This window comes from Candidatus Neomarinimicrobiota bacterium (genome assembly GCA_021734025.1).
GTDB lineage: Bacteria > Fidelibacterota > JAANXI01 > JAANXI01 > JAANXI01 > JAANXI01.
Map to the genome: position 1 here is coordinate 20,151 of JAIPJS010000022.1, position 21,354 is coordinate 41,504.

Annotated in this window: 14 protein-coding genes; 7 read left to right on the forward strand and 7 right to left on the reverse strand. The window is 51.5% G+C overall.

Annotation, left to right across the window (positions count from 1 at the left end; genetic code table 11):
- Positions 1–3: 3 nt before the first annotated feature.
- Both K9N57_15985 and K9N57_15990 read right to left on the reverse strand, forming a co-directional pair.
- Entirely contained in the window at positions 4–1,776 is a 1,773-nt protein-coding gene (locus K9N57_15985; GenBank protein MCF7805686.1) for a hypothetical protein, read from the reverse strand.
- A gap of 14 nt (positions 1,777–1,790) precedes the next feature.
- A complete protein-coding gene (locus K9N57_15990; GenBank protein ID MCF7805687.1) occupies positions 1,791–3,413 on the reverse strand; it encodes a capsule assembly Wzi family protein in 1,623 nt (540 codons plus the stop codon).
- Positions 3,414–4,785: 1,372 nt separating this feature from the next.
- Between K9N57_15990 and K9N57_15995 the strand changes: the two genes are divergently transcribed.
- The 6 genes from K9N57_15995 to K9N57_16020 all read left to right on the forward strand — a co-directional run bounded on the left by K9N57_15995 (position 4,786) and on the right by K9N57_16020 (position 14,216).
- Positions 4,786–5,292 carry a DUF456 domain-containing protein gene (locus tag K9N57_15995; GenBank protein ID MCF7805688.1) on the forward strand — a complete coding sequence of 169 codons (507 nt, stop codon included), beginning with the start codon at positions 4,786–4,788 and terminating at the stop codon, positions 5,290–5,292.
- Between the two features lie 20 nt (positions 5,293–5,312).
- Entirely contained in the window at positions 5,313–6,062 is a 750-nt protein-coding gene (locus K9N57_16000; GenBank protein MCF7805689.1) for a DUF4159 domain-containing protein, read from the forward strand.
- A gap of 15 nt (positions 6,063–6,077) precedes the next feature.
- Positions 6,078–9,485 (forward strand): hypothetical protein, encoded by a 3,408-nt coding sequence (locus tag K9N57_16005; protein MCF7805690.1) that lies wholly within the window; start codon positions 6,078–6,080, stop codon positions 9,483–9,485.
- Between the two features lie 173 nt (positions 9,486–9,658).
- Entirely contained in the window at positions 9,659–11,563 is a 1,905-nt protein-coding gene (locus K9N57_16010; GenBank protein ID MCF7805691.1) for a tetratricopeptide repeat protein, read from the forward strand.
- 207 nt (positions 11,564–11,770) lie between these two features.
- Positions 11,771–13,036, forward strand: a complete 1,266-nt coding sequence (locus K9N57_16015; protein ID MCF7805692.1) for an asparagine synthetase B — start codon at positions 11,771–11,773, stop codon at positions 13,034–13,036.
- A 727-nt stretch (positions 13,037–13,763) separates the two neighbouring features.
- A complete protein-coding gene (locus K9N57_16020) occupies positions 13,764–14,216 on the forward strand; it encodes a GNAT family N-acetyltransferase (protein ID MCF7805693.1) in 453 nt (150 codons plus the stop codon).
- A 591-nt stretch (positions 14,217–14,807) separates the two neighbouring features.
- On the opposite strand, the gene K9N57_16025 is transcribed toward K9N57_16020, so the two are convergent.
- Positions 14,808–15,026, reverse strand: a complete 219-nt coding sequence (locus tag K9N57_16025; GenBank protein MCF7805694.1) for a hypothetical protein — start codon at positions 15,024–15,026, stop codon at positions 14,808–14,810.
- Between the two features lie 580 nt (positions 15,027–15,606).
- On the opposite strand from K9N57_16025, the gene K9N57_16030 reads away from it, so the two are divergent.
- Entirely contained in the window at positions 15,607–16,002 is a 396-nt protein-coding gene (locus K9N57_16030; GenBank protein ID MCF7805695.1) for a secondary thiamine-phosphate synthase enzyme YjbQ, read from the forward strand.
- 3 nt (positions 16,003–16,005) lie between these two features.
- Here the strand turns inward: K9N57_16030 and mazG are convergent, their stop codons facing one another.
- The 4 genes from mazG to K9N57_16050 form a co-directional block, all read right to left on the reverse strand.
- Positions 16,006–16,809, reverse strand: a complete 804-nt coding sequence (mazG, locus tag K9N57_16035) for a nucleoside triphosphate pyrophosphohydrolase (protein ID MCF7805696.1) — start codon at positions 16,807–16,809, stop codon at positions 16,006–16,008.
- Positions 16,810–17,154: 345 nt separating this feature from the next.
- Complete coding sequence (locus K9N57_16040; GenBank protein MCF7805697.1) at positions 17,155–18,465, reverse strand: hemolysin family protein; 1,311 nt, start codon at positions 18,463–18,465, stop codon at positions 17,155–17,157.
- 27 nt (positions 18,466–18,492) lie between these two features.
- Positions 18,493–18,984, reverse strand: a complete 492-nt coding sequence (ybeY, locus tag K9N57_16045; protein ID MCF7805698.1) for an rRNA maturation RNase YbeY — start codon at positions 18,982–18,984, stop codon at positions 18,493–18,495.
- A complete protein-coding gene (locus tag K9N57_16050; GenBank protein MCF7805699.1) occupies positions 18,951–21,353 on the reverse strand; it encodes an HDIG domain-containing protein in 2,403 nt (800 codons plus the stop codon). Before K9N57_16050 ends, ybeY begins: the two co-directional genes overlap by 34 nt.
- Position 21,354 lies beyond the last annotated feature (1 nt).

The window sequence follows — 21,354 nt, forward strand, 5'->3', positions numbered from 1 at the left end:
CTCTTACAGTTTTACCCGTTCCGTCTCGGTCACTTGTTCTCTCTGAAAATAGATATACTCATATAGTTGATTCGTCAATCGATAGACCCAGAGTTCGTACTGTCGTCCCTGGAGGTCTTCCTCCCGGAAAATCTCCCCGGGCGGGCCGTACAATTCTCTGACCATATCTTTGTACATTCCCCTCTCCACCTGATAGACTTCTAGCAGCGCATATTTTTTGGCTTGCTGCTCTAATTTTTCTTTAGACAGAGCAGACGTCATCTCGCCACGGAGCCGCTCTCGAACCGAATACCAGTTTTGAGCATGGAGGATTTTCAGCGCCTCGTCCGCTCGCTCCCGGAGCGACTGATTAATAGCCAACGCCCGGCGGATAAAATCTTCAGCAGCGATGGTTGCTCCTTCCGATGCCGCCCGATGCGCGTCCTGCAGATATCCCCGTGCAACCCTGAGCCGGAGATCGTACTCCAGCTCGTCATATTTAGGGACGTGTCCGATGGAATCCGCCTTGCCGATTTCCCGGAGTGCCGGCTCCCACATCCCCGCCTCTACAAATTTCTCTGCCCGATCGTAGTGGAGGTCGATCATACGCCGGGAGATGGAATCCTCCACCACTGCGCTGATGGTCCTGGCCGACTGGTACAGGGAGTCCGCAGATTGGAGATCTCCCTGTTCATGGCTTTCTACAGCTCTGCTCAGAATAACCCGGCTTATCTGCGCCTTCCGTTTTAGAAGGGTATCCTGAATCGCCGGGTCGGAAATTTCGGAGGCCATGGCATACGTTTCAAGGGCCTCTTCGTAATTCCCGTTTCGGAATTGCTGCTCCGCCTGCCTGAAATACTGGTAAGGGAGCAATCTCTCGATTTCCTCAAGTTTTCTTCGGGCGCGGGGCACACGTGAGTGACCGGGATAAGTTCGGATAAACTGTCTAAATTGACTTTTGGCCTTCAGGTAATCTTTCTGCTTCATACTTTGTCGGGCATCATCTCCAACCGTTTTCCCGCCGCCGAATAACAGTCCAAAATTAAAACTCAATCCGTGGGAGCTGATGTCGAGTGCCTTAATCGGTGTCAAATTATCCGGATCGCGGATGGCCGGAAACGGCAGCCAATGATATCGATAAGAAAATCCAATGTTTACCTTGGAGCCGGCCATGTCAATATTGGTCCAGCGCAATCCAGCCCCAAAGATCTGGATGAATTCCTGCTCCGATCGCAGATACGGTTTGCCCAGGTAATCCGAATACAGCCACAGTTGGCCCTGCCCAACAGTATAATCGAATTGAAAATAGAAGTTATCGAACGGTTGATAGAGAAGGGATTGCGTCAACCCGATTCCAAAGATCGTGGGTCTATAAGTGGCCCGGCTGCCGGATGACGTCCATGACTCCGAGCCGTATACCGATATCGCATTCCGCTGGAAAAACAGGTTGGCACCGATGAGATAATCCAAAAAATTCTGACGCCAGAGCAAATGCAAATAATTGTACTTCAGGATATCGACGGAGACGGTAATCGGAATTTTGGCCACGGCATCGCCCAAATTACCAATAGTTGTCTCCGTGGAGTCCAGGAGGTAAAACGGATCGGCGGCGTAAAAACCGCCCCCAATGTTTATATCATAGATGGAAAACGTAATCGGCTTTCGGTACGGGATGCGTCCATCCGCCTCCTGCGCGAATCCACTGATAATAATTAACAGAATGAGTCCGCTGAGGATGTTACGCAGCATTTGAGATACGGAGATGTACTTGATTTCTCTGGATAGGGCATGCGGCATGGGTCATCCCAAATTCAGTAATTCAGCGATAGCCCGATGATGGCCTGCTGAAAGGCCGATTCGCCGGTTCGGGAAGTATAAATATAGGTCCCGCGCACATAGGAAGACTGCATAAATTCGTATCGAATTCCCAGGGAAGTCTTGGTTTCCCTGGTGAGCGCTCCCTGGAGAAAGGACTTTTCCGGCACGTACGGCACACTGGCCGGATGATCGTGAGATTGCTCAAAATCGCCGGCACCGTGACGGGAATGCATCACCGTCCCGGTAATATTCCACCGGCGCCCAAACCCCTTATCCAGTGCAAGGAGCGTCCTGTCACTGTTCGGCTTCAGGGGATATCCGAGACTGGTTCCAAAGTGCCGGTAGATATTCACCCTGTCCACATGCGTGTACACCCACGGTTCAATTCGGACATATTCAAACGTCACGCTGCTCCCGGGGATATCGATGGGATCAATCCAATAAAATCCCAGGAGACCTGCCCACTTGTTCGCAAAATATTCGGTAAACGATTTATTGAACACAAAATCGTCAAACAGGGCCTCCCCGTATATGGTAACCTTGTCCCGGAGAAACGCGGTAAAACCGATGGCTCCGGTGTTATTATCCCTGTCACCCACGTTCATCTCCGCGGCGGTATATGGGATAAACGGATTCAGATAGGTGTACTCAATTCCCCGGGCATTAGTGGAGTCACCATAGATAACCGTCTCACCCACAGAGAACTGCAGCCAGCGGACCGGTTGCCATTCGAGACGGTGGCCCCCGAGAAATCGCTGCCCGTAATTGCTGTTCAGTTTCCCCATGAGAAAAGTAAACCGTAATTTTCCGAACCAGCCGGCGTAGTGCAAAAGATCAAATTCAGGTGCTGCACCCCCGATCTGGAGGCCTGCGATGCGTCCCCGCCCCCACTTCGGTGTATCGTGCAGATAGCTAATGCGGCCAAGATTCGATTCCCAGAAGATACCGGTGCGAATTCGATTGCTGTTCAATACCCCGTCCCGGACGGTATACGCCCGGCCTTCTTCAGCACCGAATTCACCATAGGTCGTATCTTCGGTGAATTCAACGAACGTCAGCCAGCGGAGATACCCAGTAATGCTACTATTCGACTCGCCGGAAGGATAGTAACTGCCGCGCATTTCCCCGCCGAATCCGATGACCGGATAGGGGGCATTATTCGACTGGAGCCGGTTAGAGAGATCGGCCATGACATCACCGGTAAACCGCCAGTTTTGATGGGAATACCTGACCAGGTGGTTTTCTCCCTGCTTCGCCTCGTATCCCTCAAACAGTCGGTAGGCATCAAATTCCTGAAGATATTTTAGTAGGCGTTGGCGGTCATATCGGGTCAAATTCTCTCCAGCTTCGGATGCCCGGTATGTTAATACGAGTAATTCGCCGATTTCCTCCCGGGTGTTCGGCCTGGAATACAGCCGGAGATCCCGGATAAAGCCTTTGGCTTCCAGGCGCTGGAGATACTCGTACACCGGATGATTAATGTCAACAATAGAGTTGGTGGCATTTGCCGGCTCAGAAAAAATTATACACAGCACAATCACTGGCAAAAATGACAGCAGAATCCGACTCTGGTTCGAGAATTTTCGCATGGTATAATAGACCGCCGTCAATTTCATTACTGAAAGGAATTTTTCCGGTGCAGTGAAAGTATGAAAAAATGGGTGCAGGAACGAATATTTTTTCTTGGGTTGGTATTGTCATTTTCCTAAACGACCCTTCAGGAGAATTGAATTACAGGAGTTCTTTGAGTTGGTGTAAGATATTATTGAACGATTAAATACAAATACGAAATTATCCAAATCTCAACCGTCTTTACATTTTTTTATTATCCCTCCACCTTTTGCCTTGATGCGCTTGTGCGGAACACTTGGACGCTAAAAGGTGGCAAAAAATCAATGCTGAGAAATCCATTGTTAGAACTTCTATACCTCACTTCAGGACAGAACCGGAACTCGGTCGCTATGCTCCCTCAAACAGCCGGTTCTGCCTGTCTTCAGTTCGGCAGAAGTTCCTACACAATGCATTTCGAGGCCAGAATAAACATAATTTATTTTGGCCTGTTAATAGCGACTGCTGGTATGAGCACGAGCGAATTAGTGTCTGGCGAAGTCCTGACACAACCGGGTATGGGAGATTGGAAACATCCGGCTTAGGTTTGTCTGGAACTATATATGATTAATTACATAACCAGTCATCTTGAGCGATTCCGCATTGGCGGGAGAGTCGTCTCGGTCGGGATGACTGGTTTTACTTTCCTTTCGTTTACCATTGCACCGTCACCGCTGCTGTGCGACCGGTGAGGGCAATTCAGTTTACGATAACATAGCATTCCGCAGACCCTTTCAGGGTCGCCAACCCCTGAAAGGGTCACAGAACGGGGCGTGAATTGACGAGACCACCATAGCCTTCTTCAGTAGTCAGCGTGTGGTATTTCGTTAAAGAGACATTGGTGAGGCAGTCTGAGCAACACCGCGCAAGCGGAGGAACCGGCCCAAGGATGATCTTTGCCGGGGAAAGTTCTCACCAGTTAATCCCCAGATGTGCCCTAACCAGATTCCTCCTCCGGGAGGAGTCCCTGCCGGGACGTTCACTTCGTTCATTTGGAATGACTCACTATTATTACTCATGAGAACACCACTAGTCCCCCTGAGCGAGCGAAGCGAGACGAAGGATCTGGTAATTTTCTTACGGAGAAACCCTCACGAGATCCCTCCTCCGGAAGGAGTCTCTGGTGAGACGCTCGTCCGGCAGCCGCCAGACTCGGTCGGGATGACTGGCCTCTACCATTTACTATATAGCCACCCCCCAGTCATCCTGGGCAAAGCCTGGCAACGGGATTTCTCCGCGGAACTTCAGACGACCGGATCTGTTTTATTCTTTAATCTTTCGGGGATTTGGTCTAATTTTCAAATTCCATTGAATAGAATTGACGGAGGCCCGAATGGACATGAATGAAATACCCGCTTTGAATAAACTTAATTTAACCCGATGAGCGTCGTACTGTACATTATCATGTGGTTGGTGGTCTTCGGATCGGTGCTTATTATCCCGTTCGGAGCGCCGGGGACGTTTATCATCGCCGGGGCCGCACTGCTGGAGGGGATGCTCACCGATTTTGTACATGTATCCTCCAATCTCGTAATCTGGCTGTTTGCCATCGCCGTAGCGCTGGAAGGTTTGGAGTATTTAATCACAGGGATGTCCGCTAAAAAATACGGTGCATCAAATATCGGCATTGCCGGCGCCATTATCGGGGCGCTGGTTGGTGCTGTGGTGGGATCGGGGATCGTTCCTGTGGTTGGCACACTGCTAGGAACGTTAGCAGGTGCATACATCGGAGCCGTCGGTGTGGAGATGTTTCGGACCAGTTCCGTCGACAAGGCGTTGCGGGCGGGTTATGGAGCCTTTCTTGGAAACGCCGGAGGCAAAATAAGTAAAATGGTCGGAGCTATCTTTATGATAATCCTGATAGTCAGGAGTTTTGTAGGTACATAATGTTAATTTTAGACCAAATTATGGCTAAGCGAATCCCCGGTAGAGACGTTTCATTTATCATCTCTGCATGGAAAAGTTTATTTGTATGTGCTAAAAAATCCGGGTCCGTTTTTATTCTCTTGGTCTTTGCGGGATTGCTGGCGTTCGCATCGCCAACCACTATCTCCGCTCAACCATATGATTTCAGTATTGCCCGCCTGCAGTACGATGGCGGCGGAGACTGGTATAGTGATCCCAGTTCCATCCCGAATTTGATCAATTTCCTTCGTGAGAACAGTGCAATGAAGGTCAACCCGGATGAGGTACGGCTGAAGCCCCAGGACCCGGAGCTGTTTCTCCATCCGTATCTGTATATGACGGGACACGGGAACATCCGGTTTTCCGAAACGGACGTGCAACGGTTGCGTCAGTATCTCACAAACGGAGGATTTCTCCATGCCGATGATAACTACGGAATGGATGAATCATTTCGCCGCGAGATGAAAAAAGTCTTCCCGGAGAAGGAATTTGTGGAATTGCCATTCGATCATCCCATTTACCATATAAAATACGATTTCTCCAACGGGCCGCCCAAAATTCATGAGCACGACGGAAAGCCTGCCCAGGGATTCGGGCTGTTCCACAACGAACGCCTGGTGGTGTTCTACACCTACGAGACAGACCTTGGAGACGGCTGGGAGGATACCGATGTTCACGACGACACGCCGGAGCAACACCGCAAGTCACTTCAGATGGGAACGAACATCGTCCTTTACGCATTAACACACTAAAAACGCCGGGAATATATGTCTCAATCACCAGAGAACAGAATTCGAAAGATACTCCACCGGTTCCGCACGTATATTGCTGCGGAGCATTTCCGCACCGGCCTCATCGGGAGTCTTTTGCTCGGAACCGTGCTGCTCGGCATCGCTATTACCGCCGAATCACTCTGGTATCTGGACGGCGCCAGCCGGACTCGCCTTCTCTGGATCACGGGTGGAACAGTGGCCCTGGTACTCTTTGGCAGTGGACTCTGGGTAGGCTTCATCGGAGCTGGTGGATCGGCCCGTTATTCGGATTTTTCCCTGGCAAAACGCCTTGGCCAACATTTTCCCGCTCTTGCCGATCACGTGGCCAATGCCCTTGCGCTCATCCGGGAGAAAAAGCAATACCACTATTCCAAAGATTTAATCGATGTGAACCTCAAATCGGTTGCCAAGCAGTTGGAAGGGATCAATCCCAGAGATGCGGTGGCGTCCGAAACCCGCCAGTTCCTTGCCAGGGGACTCGGGATTGCCATAGGGCTCTGGCTGGTACTCTGGCTCCCGTTCTTTGGGAGCGTAACCGACGGAGCCAGCCGATTGTTTCATCCGAACACCACTTACGAAATCCCGCAACCGTTTACCTTTGAGGTTTCTCCCGGCAATGTGCAGGTATTGAACTCCGATCCGGTGCCGGTAACGGTTTCCGTCGATGGCGAACTCCCGGACGACGTTCTGCTGACCCGGACCGAGCCGAATCAGTCGCAGACGATCGTCCTTACCCAGGATTCAACTGGACATTATCGCCATAAATTCCGCGATGTGCGCCGGAGTTTCGAATACACCGTCCACGCCCAATCCCCGCATTGGTGGGACCGATGGGATGAAATTCGGACGGAAACGTTCCGGGTTCAGGTTATGAGCCGTCCACAGATTCAGTCATTGGCAATGCGACTGGTGCCGCCCGAATACTCGGATCTGGAACCGCGCCAGCAGGAAATTACTTCCACGGAAATAGTGGCCTTAAAGGGTACTAAAGTCGAACTCACCGGGAAAACCAATAAGCCGGTTAAGTCCGCCGAAGTCGGATTCGAGTCCCGCAATGCCTCGCAATCCATGGACATTAACGAAACCGATATCCGATCAAGCTTTCGGATAATGCGACCCGATGCCTTCTCCATCCGACTCAAAGATTTTCAGGATATAGCAAATACGAATCCTGCAAATTACAAAATTACGCCGCTTTCCGACGAGTATCCGCGTGTGGAAATACTCCAGCCGCAAGGCGACGTGGATCTGGGTGAATCGTTGCAGATCCCGTTTCTATTGCGACTCCAGGACGACTACGGTTTCTCGAAACTCGCGGTACAGTATCAAATCGTGAAGCCGGCGGCCTCCGATCGGGATACGACCTGGAAAACCGAATCGCTTCCGCTGAGCGAGTCCGGACAAAAGGTGCGCGAGTATACCCATCGCTGGGATTTAAACCCGTATAACCTGTCGCCCAGGGATATGGTCCGCTACCGGATCGCGGTATGGGATAACGATCGGGTGAGCGGTCCAAAGGTGAGTCACAGCCAGGTACAGACGGCGCGATTTCCGTCGCTAAGCGACATGTTTGCGCGGACGCAGCAGCAACAGTCCGGCGCCATGGAACAGGCAGAGGAGATCCGACGGCGCGTGGAGAAGATTAAGAAACAGGTAGATGAACTGACTCTGGAAATGCAGAAAAAGGAGGAAATCACCTGGCAGCAGGAGCAGCAGGCGGAAAACATTGTGAAGTCTCATGAGGAGCTGAAAAAGCAACTGGACGAAGTGAGCAAACAGTTGGACAACATGTTGGAGGAAGCGAAAAAACACCAGCTGTTCAGCGAGGAGCTGGCGAAGAAATATCAGGAATTGCAGCAGGTGTTTCAGGATGTGATGACGCCGGAACTGGAGGAAGCGCTGAAGCAGCTCCAGCAGGCCATGGACCAGGCGAATCCGGAAGAAGTCCGCAAGGCTATGGAGAACCTGCAGCAGAATGAACAGGATCTGACACAAAGTATTGACCGGGCGCTGAAGCTCTTTAAACGGGTGCAGATTGAGCAGCAGATGGACGAAGTGGTGAAGCGTATCAGTGAGCTGGCGGAGCAGCAGCAAAATATCGCAGATAAGGCGGATTCCGCTTCGGCGGACGCCCGATCCGAACTGAGTCAGGAGGAGCAGCTGGCGGCCGATGAATACGAGATCGCCGAGAAACGAATGGAGCAGCTGGCGAAATCCATGGAAGAATTTCCGGTGATGCCATCAGAGCAAATGAAAGAGGCCGTATCACAGGCGAAGATGGATTCCATTCTCCGGCAAATGCGCCAATCGCAGCAGTCGTTCCAGCAGGGCCAGATGCAGTCCGGCCAGCAGCGGGCGCAGCAATCCAGTCAGCGACTTAAAAACCTGGCAAATCAATTACAGCAGACCCAGCAGGCATTGCGGCAACAGACTATGAACGAAGTTTTGGACGAATTCCGTGCGGTCCTGCGGAACGTTCTTTCGCTCTCACAGCAACAGGAGGCGCTCCGCAATCGAACTGCTCCGCTCCAGGGAAAAAGTCCGCAGCTGGGTGAACTGGCCGACGAGCAGCAAAGTTTGCAGATGAACCTCCAACGAACGGTCGGACAATTGATTCAGCTCTCCCAGAAGACATTTGGGGTGACCCGGGATATTGGTAAGGCGTTGGGAAACACCGCATCCAACATGCAGCGATCGGTCCAGAGTCTGGCTGAGCGTCAGGCGAGTCAGGCAGCCAACCGTCAAGGGGCAGCGATGGCATCGCTGAACGAAACCGCGCAGCAACTTGTCAACGCCATGAATAACCTCCAGTCTCAGGGCAGCAGCACCGGTTTCGAGAATTATCTCAAGCAGATGCAGCAGATGGCCAGTCAGCAGCAATCGCTTAATCAGCAGTCCCAGCAGCAGTTGGGGCAACAGGGCAATCCCTCACCTGCGCAGCAGGCGGCTATGCAGCGCCTCGCCGCCCGGCAGATGGGGATCCGTCAGTCGCTCCAGCAGATGCAGCAGGAGATGTCGCGATCCGGTGAATCGCAGGGCATGGGCGATATGCGTGGCATGACCGAAGAAATGAAGGAAGTGGAGGAAGATCTCCGGAACAAACGGTTTACCCGGGAAACTATCGAGCGTCAACAGAAGATCCTCTCCCGGATGCTGGACGCAACACGCTCCATGCGAACCAGGGATTTCAGCAAGAAGCGGGAATCTCAGACGGGCGAAGAAGTCGTCCGGAGCGGGCCGGCCGGCTTGCCGGAGAATTACGGCGAGCGCCGGAATCTGATTCAGGAATCGCTGGACCAGGCATTGCGTGAAGGATACAGCCAGTCGTACGAGTCGGTAATCCGGAATTACTTCAATTCGTTGAGTGAGACACAGACGGAAGAGGCTGGGTCCGGGGAATGATGCGAAATTTTTCTTTTATTGAGCGATTCAGAGAGTCACGCGTTCCCGGGATGGACTCCTCTCGGAGAAGTAGGCTCAGCGATATTAGCAAACCTAATCCCATGCATTTCTCACCCTTCGACAAGATCAGGGTAACGGCTTTTTCTCTAATGATTATTTTAGGAGTACTTTCTTTGCCGAATTTGGCGGATGGCCAGATTCAGCTGTTGCAGCAGCGGCAGTTAGAAAATGTACCACAGCAAGATGCGAATATCCGAAATCAACTGAGACAAGCCTCCGCCCTTGAACAGCAGGGCCGGCTGGAGGAGGCCTCCAAAGTTTACCGGCAGCTGTACGAGCAGCATCCGGAGCAGGAGGCAGTCTACCGGAATTACGTAGATATTTTGGTCCGGATGAGCGATTATGGCGCCGCCGAAGCTGTCATTTCCCGATATCTGAAGTCCCACCCCAGCGATATCCAATCATTGGTGAAACTGGGAACGGTATTCTACAATCAGAATGATAAGGAGAAAGCCCTCCGCCAATGGCGTAGCGTGCTGGAATCGCTGGGACGCAACACCCGGAACTATCAGGTGATACTGAACGAAATGGTGCGGAACGGTCTGTACACGGAGGCCCGCGAAACGGCCAATGAAGCCAGAGATGTCCTGGGGCAGCCGTCGTTTTATGCGCTGCAACTGGGATCGGTGTTTTCATCACGGTTAAACTATGATCACGCCACTGAGGAATATCTCCTCTATTACCGGCATCACGGCAGGAATGTGAGCTTTCTGATTTCGCAGATCTCGCGATTCCCGGACGAACCGGAGGTAAACGACCAGGTGATTCCGGTGCTGGAATCCGCTATTGAGGAATATCCCAAAGATACCAACCTGTACAAGATCCTGGCTGACTATCTGTATCGAATCCAGGAGTATGATCGGGCATTAGAACACTATCGAACTCTTGAACAACTGGAGCAGGCGCCGGGGAAATACCGGCGGACCGTGGCGGGTGATTTTCTTGAGGACGAAGAGTACGTCCGGGCCAGAACATTGTATCGAACTCTACTGAATTTGGATGAACCGATACAAAATCCGGCATCACTGCGATACGGTTATGCTGAAGCCGGCTACCAAAATCTTCTGGAAAAATATGACCATGAGTCAGGCGTCACGGTGTTCCGCCGCAACATCTTTTGGGATCCGGATTTTGTTGTGATTCCGGAAGAGGCCGGGCCTGAACTCTCTCAGGTAGTTGCGGATTTCGACTCAGTCGTAAGTATTGACACGAACACCGAATACGCTCAGCTGGCGGAATACCGACTCGGAGAACTCTACTTTCGGCTGGGCAACGATTTCGACCGGGCTATGCAATACTTCCGGCAATGCACCGGCGATCCCAACCATCTCAGATATGCGGAGTCGCTTTTATATGTTGGAAAGGTATATCTCGCCAAGGGAAACATCGAAAAGGCCCGCAACCACTGGAATCAGGCTATCGATAAAATTAAAAATCCCGAATCCTCGATCCCGCAATCCATGCGATTGTATCGGGCGGGTACCTTTTTCTATGCCGGTGACGTTGACAGCGGATTAACCCAGCTGACCGACCTGTTGAACTCCGTCAACCTCTCCTCCGAATTGTTCAACGACATTATGGAAATCCGAACGCTGGCTGATAACGCGCTCAAAAATAAATCGGCTTCCGATACCTCAACATTCCGGCAGTTTTTCCGGGGCGAGTTTTACCTGAAACAACACAAGATCACTGAGGCGCAGAAAGCGTGGCTTCGGATTCTGGACATGGAAAAGGATGCGCCGGTGGCCTCGTATGCGTTAGTTCGGGCAGCGCAGATGGGCCGGCTGCTGAATCAACGAGAGCAGGTGCAGAACTGGCTGACGTCGGTCATAGAGAATTATCCTGAGACGCCGATCGGTGATCAGGCTATGTTTCTGCTGGGCGAAGTGTACCAGGAGGAGAACAAACTGTCCGAAGCCATCCACTGGTATGAGCAAGTATTGGTAAAACATCCGGGAAGCATATTAGAGCAGATCGCCCGGCAACGAATCCGTCAACTCCAGCAACAGACGTCATAGCCTGCACCGTTCATGAAACATTATCAGGACGATTGAATGAAATCCTTGATGCGAGGTGTCAACATGTTGAACTGAAAGTAATAATACTGGAAGAATTATACCATGTAGAGACGTTCTATGGAACGTCTCTACAACATTGAAAATATTGAATTTATACCATAGCAGATTTATTGATTTATTACAAATTATGAATAATTAAAGGTAAATATGCGAAAAAAACTCATCACCATTTTTGTCGTACTCCTTCTCCCTCTCTCCATCTTTGGGCAGCAAAAACTGCTGATTCCCATGGATCAGAGTCAAACCGACCACCTGAAGGCTTACGGCGTGGCATACTGGACGCTGAAGCAGGGAATTAACGTGGAGTGGCTGCTCAATTACAAGGGCGGCTCGTTCCTCATCGATTATCACGACGGCATCGCCCGGGAGTGCCGGGTGCGAAATGTTACGCACCAAACAGTTTCGCCAGGCCAGGTGACGCAGATCTATTCGACCATCGAACAGAATAACATGGACATGGTGCTTCTGGAGAAGGCGCCAAAGATCGCGATATATACGCCGCCGAACAAGCGTCCCTGGGATGACGCGGTGACCATGGCGCTGACTTACGCGGAGATCGATTACGAAACTCTGTGGGACCGCGGAGTGCTGGATGGTGAGCTCTCGGAATATGACTGGCTGCATCTCCATCACGAAGACTTTACCGGACAGTACGGCAAATTCTACAAAAATTATCACACCGCGCCGTGGTACATCGAGCAACAGATGAAATACGAAGCCATGGCGGAGGAGCTGGGGTTTAAATCGGTGCAGGCACAGAAGAAGGCGGTCGCATGGCGTATACGGGAGTACGTAGTCAACGGGGGATTCATGTTCGCCATGTGCTCGGCAACTGATGCATTGGACATTGCCCTGTCCGCCCAGAACGTCGATATCGCCGGCACCGTCTACGACGGGACGCCGATGGATCCCAATGCCCAGCAGAAGTTGAATTTTTCGCTGACGTTTGCATTCGAGAATTTCCAGCTGGAAACCGATCCGCTGGTTTACGAATATTCGAATATCGATATCCCACCGAGTTATTCCGCGCCGATCCGCGGCGCCGAGGGCGACTACTTCAGCCTGTTTGAGTTCTCCGCCAAATACGATCCGGTGCCGACCATGCTGACGCAGAACCACGTGGCCGTGGTGAAAGATTTCATGGGACAAACCACGAGTTTCAACCGAAAGTTCATCAAAGACGATGTGGTTATAATGGGAGAATTCGAGGGGACACAGCGGGTAAAATATCTTCATGGAAACGCCGGCCAGGGGACGTTCACCTATTACGGCGGACACGACCCGGAGGATTTTCAGCATTTTGTCGGGGATCCTCCGACTCAGCTGAGTCTGCACAAAAATTCACCGGGATACCGGCTGATCCTGAACAATGTGTTGTTTCCAGCGGCGAAGAAGCAGAAGCGGAAGACGTAACTACCGTGTGAGAGTGTTCCGGTGTTTAAGTGTTCCGGTGTTCAAGTGTTCAAGTTGTACAATTCTTAGTCACCTATATTCATATATCTTAATCGGAGCCTTCCCAAACGAATGAATCACCCATAGGGGTTGGTGCTTGCAAACCCTTTATACAAACACAATAAATAGCCCCGGGCTTTGCCAACAGGGTCCATGCTGGGCAATTCACTGAGTATCGTTCTTTTTAATACCACACTTTTTTAGCCCTAAAGGGATCCCCATGGGAAAAAAGTGTACAAAAATCCGGCGGCGCCGTTTGTTTCTAGAACATCTATACTAATTTCCCCTACTTTTGGCCGGCCCCGGAAGGAATCCCTTTGGGACTATATATCTTGGGCACCGTTTCGATGAGCGACAGACAGCCAGAACCAGCTGTTTGAGGGGACGGAGTGAATTCCGGTTCTCACCCAACGAGATTGGCTTCATGTGTTTTAATCCAATCGGGTTTTCTGAGCGTTTCATTTGGGTTCTGCTTGTGAGTCTGGTCAAAAAAGGGGCTGAAGCCCCTGAAAGGTTTGGTGAAGTCTTAGTTTCCCCGCCATAAATGGCGGGGCTATTCAAATATTTTCTAATTTCACGATATTACTTAAACAAAAAAACCACTAGTCCCTTTTTAGACCGAACACACTTGTTATATTACGACCAAAACCTAACAATCCACATTTTCACCAATGGAGTAATTATTGAAATGAATATTACCGTTCGCAGGGCACGGCGTAAGGATGCCGGATACATTGCAGATTACAACATTGCCATGGCCCGGGAGACGGAAGATAAATCTCTGGATAAGAATACTGTGATTCGGGGAGTTCAAAGCCTGATGGAGACTCCGGAGTATGGATTTTACCTGGTGGCAGAGGTGGACGGTAAGGTTGCAGGATGCCTGCTGATCACCTACGAATGGAGCGACTGGCGGAACGGGCTCTTCTGGTGGATTCAGAGCGTGTATGTCGCGCCGGAGCATCGCGGACAGGGTGTGTTCCGGTCCATGTACGAATACGTGGAGCGGTCTGCCAGAGAAGATGAAACTGTTTGCGGCCTCCGGTTGTATGTGGAGGACGAAAACGAGCGGGCGCAGAGCACCTACCGGGCGCTGGGAATGGAACGGACCGGGTATCAGCTGTGGGAGGAGGAGTTCTGATTTGGGATTCTCTCCGTAAATGAATAGCACGCAGATGAACGCAGAAAAAATGGATAACCACTGATTAAAAACAGATGGGATATAACACCGAAATACACCGAAAAAAACTCCAATAAAATGGAGCCCTCAGGCTGTACAGCCGATGTTCCGGGCCATGGTCTCCATATAGCCCGGTATCAGAGGCGATAACTTTACCGGTGCTTGCGACCCTTTCAGGGGTCAAGAGCCTGAAAGGGTATTTACGAATCCTGATGCTTGCAGGTTAATTCTCCCGGCGCCAAAGCCCGAAGGAATGGAACCGAGTGATCTTGTTTGATTGCTTCCGAGGGTTCCTTTACGAGATCCCTCCGCTCGCTTACGCTCGGTCGGGATGACTCAGTTTATTGATTTCTTTAAAATGGCACTACCAGTCGTCCTGAGTGAGCCATGCCGGGAGAGTCGTCCCAGACGGGTCCCTATTGGGAATGAGCTCATAGTGCATCTCCGGAGATTCCTTTACGAGATTCCTCGGCTCACTGACGTTGGCTCGGAATGACCGGCTGGGCTGCTGGCGGTGGTCTCCTCCGCGGTGGGGTCGATGACAGTTTTTGTTTAAATCATGAGACAGACCGCCACCGACGCTGTCAGCGGTCGGCGGCGGGATTTCTCAACATCAACAGATAACCCTTTCAGTGTCTTAAGGGTTATTTTTCCATTGGGGGCGATACCTGCCGCTTGCAGGTTAATTCTCCCGGCGCCAAAGCCCGAAGGAATGGAACCGAGGGATCTTGTTTGATTGCTTCCGAGGGTTCCTTTACGAGATCCCTCCATACTCTCCGCTCAGTCGGGATGACTCAGTTTATTTTGTTACTGTAAAATGGCAATACCAGTCGCCCCGAGCGAGCCGCGGCGGGAGAGCCATCCCAAGGGGGCCCCTATAGTGAATTGCATCTCTGGAGATTCCTTTACGAGATTCCTCGGCTCACTGACGTTCGCTCGGAATGACCGGCTGGGCTGCTGGCGGTGGTCATCGTCGATGCGGTGGGGTCGACGACAGTTTTTGTTTAAATCATGAGACAGACCGCCACCGACGCTGTCAGCGGTCGGCGGCGGGATTTCTCCACATCAACAGATAACCCTTTCAGTGTCTTAAGGGTTATTTTTCCATTGGGGGCGATACCTGCCGCTTGCAGGTTAAGTCTCCAGCGCCAAAGCCCGGAGGAATAGAACCGAGGGTTCTTGTTTGTTTGCCTCCGAGGGTTCCTTTATGAGATCCCTCCATACTCTCCGCTCAGTCGGGATGACTTTTTTTGAATCTGTAGCAGTTTCCGCAATTCCCCCTTCAATCGTTTGCGTTCTGTTGGCTATATTGGAGAAATGAAAATTGCAAAAAACAGAGGATGCTTGAATTATGGAGACTTTTAACGTATCAACCGGCCAGCGTAACGAATTTACCGAGATCACCGGCAAGGTGTCGAATATCGTGCGGGATTCCGACGTTCAGAACGGGATCTGCGTGGTATTTACGCCGCACACGACGGCCGGTATCACAATTAACGAAAATGCAGATCCCAGCGTGCAGCATGATCTGAAGCTGAAACTGAATGAGGTCTTCGATGACGATCCACGATTTCGCCATATGGAGGGAAATTCGGACTCCCATCTGAAGTCTAGTACAGTCGGATGTTCTGAGCAGATTATTATTGATGGCGGACGTCTGGTGCTCGGCACCTGGCAGGGCATCTATTTTTGTGAATTCGACGGGCCCCGGACCCGAAAGGTCCACGTTCAAATACTGAGTCAGTAACTTCTAGTTGTCCCTCTGGGATTCCTCGGACTTGACGGCATCCCAGTGGGCGTCCAGCTCCTCCAGAGTCATGCCGTCCATGTCCAGATTCTCATCGTTGACCCGTTTTTCGATAGCCTGGAAGCGCCGGATGAATTTGTTGATGGTATGACGGAGGGCATCTTCCGGATTCACCTTGAGGAAGCGTGACAGATTCACCAGCGAAAACAGGAGATCCCCGAACTCCTCCTCAATTTCTTCTGTGGCGCCGGATTCGACAACTTCCCTTAGTTCTGCAATTTCCTCATCGACTTTGTCCCATACCGGTTCGGCGGAATCCCAGTCAAAGCCGACCTGGGAAGCTTTTTGCTGGAGACGGTTGGCACGAATAAGTGCGGAAAGGGATTTCGGCACGCCGTCGATCACCGATTCCCGGCCCTCCTCCATCTTGATCTGCTCCCAGTTTTTGATAACCTCATCTTCATCCTCCACATCGGAGTCGGAAAACACGTGCGGATGCCGCCGGATGAGCTTTTGATTAATACTCTCGATGACGTCATCGATGGAAAATTCGTCGTCTTCCTCGGCGATTTGCGACTGAAAGACCACGTGCATAATCAGATCGCCGAGTTCGCCCTTGAGTCCTTTGGAATCCTGATGGTCGATCATCTCCACAACTTCGTGAGCTTCTTCCAGGAGATGCGGTACCAGGGATTTGTGGGTCTGCTTCCGGTCCCACGGACAGCCGTCCGGTGAGCGCAGGATCTTCAGGATTTCAACCAGGGCTCTGAATTTGTCTTCAGGAAGATCGGGTAGGTTTTGGGGCATAGGGTCTTATAATATCCAATTTTTTTAGCCCTGAAGGGCATTTCTGTTAGCAAGTATTGAATCCCCCAGACAAGCCGCAGTATATGACCAGGCAATGGTGGGGTGGGGCTGAAGCCCCCAAGGAGATACAACCATTCCTCCCCCGCCATAAATGGCGGGGCTATTCATCATTGTCCACTCCATGCTGCTTAATACCATACTATTCAGGAGGTCTTCGACATCCCAGGTAATTTGCAAGTTAAATGCAGATATACACACAACTCACCCTCTTGTTCTCCCTCTCTTCTGAAGAGAGGGAGTCCCAATCCGCACCCTGTTGGAGGATGGAGCTGTGTTTTTAAATTCTTATTCAAGCGTATCGCTTTTTTCCGAGGACTGGGCAACGGGTTGCTGCTCAGGCAGGACTATTCGCACCCGTGTAATCCGGTTACCGTGAACCCGGTCGATGATATACCGGATGCCCTCGTTTTCGATCTCGGTTTTTTGCTCGGGAATTTCGCCGACGCGGGAATAGAGAAAACCTCCGAGTGTATCGAATTCACGTTCCTCCGGGATGTCGAGTTCCACTACGTCGTCCAGATCGTCCAGGGTCATCCGGGCGTTGACCAGGATGGTATGCTGATCCAACCAGCGGTACATCGGTGTCTCGAAATCATATTCGTCGCGGATCTCTCCAACGATCTCTTCGATAATGTCCTCCAGCGTAACCAGTCCGGAAGTGCCGCCGTACTCGTCCACAACGATAGCAATGTTGGTTTTCCGCTGCTGGAATTCCCGTAGGAGTTTGTCGATCTTCATCTTTTCCGGGACAAAGTATACCGGTCGGGAGAGCATGGCGATCTGCACGTTTGCTGCGGTTTTTCCCAGATACGGCAGCAAATCTTTGGCAAAGATAATCCCGGTGATATTATCCACGCGCTTGTCGTAAAGCGGCAGGCGCGAGTAACGATGCTCTTTAATAATATCGATGACTTCCTTCACCTTCATGGAGGTCGGGATGGCCTTCATATCAATCCGTGGGATCATAATTTCCCGTACAAAAGTATCACCGAAATCGAAGATGGAATAGATCATCTCCTTTTCCTGTTCCTGCAGCGTCCCCTGACTTTCACTCACCTCAACCAGTGTGCGGATCTCTTCTTCCGAGAGGAACAGATTTTCCTTTTTAATTCCCAGGATCCGGGTAAAAAAGTTGTTGATGCTGTACAGCACATACGCAATCGGATAGAGCAGGCGGAACACCAGCAGCATCGGCATACTGATAGCCCGGCTGAAGCGTTTTGTATTTCTCACCGCAATAATCTTTGGCGTAATTTCCCCCGTTATCAGTACGACGATCGTGACGATAACGACCTGGATAGCCACAATAATCACCTCATTGATGCCCAGCTGGACCGCCAGGGCGCTGGCAATGAGGGCCGCCAATGAACCGATGGTTATATTGACGATGGTATTTCCGGTGAGGATAGCGATGAGCAGTCGCTTTGGCTTGGAGAGCAGGTACAGGATACGCTCGTTGGGGTGATCCTGCTGTTCCCTGATCCGTTCGATTTCGTTGTCTCTGAGGCTGAACAGCGCCGTCTCAGAGCCGGAAAAAAAGGCACTCAGCAGGAGCAGCCCGAGAAAGAGTAAAATCTGGATCGCCAGGAAGGACATAGGCTCAAATAATCTTATGGAATAGAATTACGGCAGATGTTGTACAATTAGCGGTTCGTCGAACGATGCGAGGTGCCGGTCCTCTTTGGAGGTCATTATTGCCTTTTTCTCGTCCGTATCGTCTTCGTAGCCCAGCAGATGGAGAATCCCGTGAATCGCCAGCCGCAGGATTTCCATGTCGGCGGTTACATCGTACTCCATGGCTTGTTCCGCCGCCCGATGCAGGCTGATGTACACCTCACCCTCAACCTTGCTCTCCTCATAGGAATTGAGCCGAAATGCGATAACGTCGGTGTACACGTCCTGCCCGAAAAACTCATGCTTCAGTTCACGCAAATATTCGTCGTCGACCAGGATGATATCGATTTCCGCCTCTGTACACTGCTCCGCATCCAATACCGAGCGAACCGCCTTCAAAACCGGCGTTTCATCATATTCAAGCCCCTCCAGATTGGTTTCAATCCGGATACGGTGAGCCGGAGTGGCTAGGCTTTGGTCGCTTTGAGGTTCTTCCGCCATTCTTTCTGTTGGCTTTTATTGCCTTTCTGCTGGTCAGGATACTCAATCCGCAGGTGGTACATACCGAACAGGATCGGGACAAACGCCTCGCGGATTTCGCTCAGCTCTTTGATCGTGAGCGGACAGTCATCCAGCTGACCGTCCTTGAGGCGCTTATCGAACATCATATCGATAAACTGATGAAATTTCTGTGGCGTGGGGTTTTTGATGGAACGGGTGCCGGCCTCGATGGATTCGCAAAGCATAACAATCCCGGTTTCCTTGGTATTCGGCTTGGGCCCTTCGTGCCGGAAGTCCGCCTCGTTGACTTCTTCCCCGGTTTCCGCGGCATTTTCCAGCGCCTTTTGGTAGAAATATTCAATCTTCATGGTGCCGTGATGCATGGGAATAAAGTCAGCGACTTCCTTGGGAAGATTATGTTCTTTGGCCAGTTCCAGCCCCTCTTTCACGTGCGCCTGGATAATCAGCGCGCTGAGCTGTGGCTTCAGATTATCGTGCCGGTTTTCGCTGCTTTTCTGGTTTTCTACAAAGTATTCCGGCTTGTTCATTTTGCCGATATCGTGATAGTACGCGCCGACCCGGGCCAGCAGCGAATTGGCGCCGATGGCCTCAGCGGCCGCCTCTGCCAGGTTTCCGACCACCACGCTGTGATGATAGGTTCCCGGCGCTTTCATGGCGAGTTGCTTCAGCAACGGCCGGTTCAAATCAGACATTTCCAGCAGCGTCATATCCGTGGTGATCTTAAAAGACATCTCGATGAGCGCGATCAAGCCGTACGTCAGCAGCGGCGAGAGAACACCGTTCCCTGCCGCCCAGACGAAATTACTGCCAAGGTGTCTGAGATCCGGCACGAGCGTCAATTCTGTGGCGAACAGGGCCAGGTAATACGCCCCGGTAATATACAGGATGGCGTAATAGAGCTGGTTCCGCGTGCGCAGACGCCGTACCGCATAAATGGCCAGCGTACTGGCGAAAATGGTGGTAATAAAGAAATTCATCCGGTTGCCCAGGAGCACCGAAATAAGAACGGTCAGTGTAATGGTCCCAAAGAAACTGACCCGCGCGTCATAAATTATGGTGAAGAGCATCGCCGCAATGGTAATCGGGATGAGGTACTCGGAGAGCCCCCACTGGTAGTAGATAAAGTAACTCAATACGGTAAACATGATAAATACCAGCGAAATGAGGAGAACATGCTTATTGTCCTCGTAAATCTCCGGCCTGTACGTCAGCAGGAATGCTACAAAGAAAAACAGGATAATTGCCACGAACAGCAGGCGACCGGTGTAGGTATAGACTTGCGAGAGGATCCCCTGTTCTCCGCCGCGTTTGGCCTTGGCGGCTGCCAGTGATGTGAGTTTCCGCTGGATCTCCGGTGTGACCCTGGTGTTGGCATCGACAATTTTTTCATTCTCAAGGACAATGCCTTTACTGATGGGCACTCTGGCGATGGCCTCTTCCTGGCGTCGTTCGGTCACTTCTTTCTGGTATACCAGGTTCGGCTCCATGAAGTGTACCACGACTTCGAATACGGCACTGACCAGCTGCTGGTTATCCTGTCCCAGCGCGGATTGAATCTGACGTTTGGCATTAATCCAGGCCTTGTTTCGGTCGTTATGGCTCTGCGCCGATTCAATGACTTCTTCGCCGCCGGATTGAATCGCCACCTGGTTGCTTGTGATATTCTCCATGGGGATATCATAGATCCCCTCGGCGAACTGGTCCCGGGTAATCCGTTTGACAATCGGCTCCAGAAACGGGACCAGCCGATCGGATCCGTCCGGCGCCTGCGCCATCAACAACACGTTCCACTTGTCCTGGCGGATATCGATACCATAGCTATCGTTAAACGATTCCACCAGCGAGGCGAAGGCCAAGGAATCTTTATAAACGGTATTCCCCTGCTGGGTATCACCCTGGGGAGTGGCAGAACCCGGCAACTCGGAGAGCGACGACTGATATCGCTGGTAAACGCGCCGGATCTGTTCCAAATCGGCAAAAAAGTTGGAGAGTTCGGTCAGTTGGGTGTCGACGACTGCCGGCTGGCGCCTGAATACAAACGGCACTTCCTGGCGGGCTTCCCGGCGATCCTCTTCCAGTTCCTGATCGGATTTCAACACCGGAAAGGTAAACGGCGCAATAATCGGCTCATTGGTAATTTCGTTGACCTGGTAGTTATACTCGACCGCCTCACTGCGGGGAAACATCAGCGCAGTGAGTACCAGAATCACGATCAGCAATCCGACTTTTACCCAGGCGCTGGTGCGCCACGGGCTATCGTGGGAATTCTGCTTACGGGAATTCCCCAACTTTCCCTTGGACGGGATACCGCTTCCACTGTCCGACGATCCTGATGATTTATTCGCCATA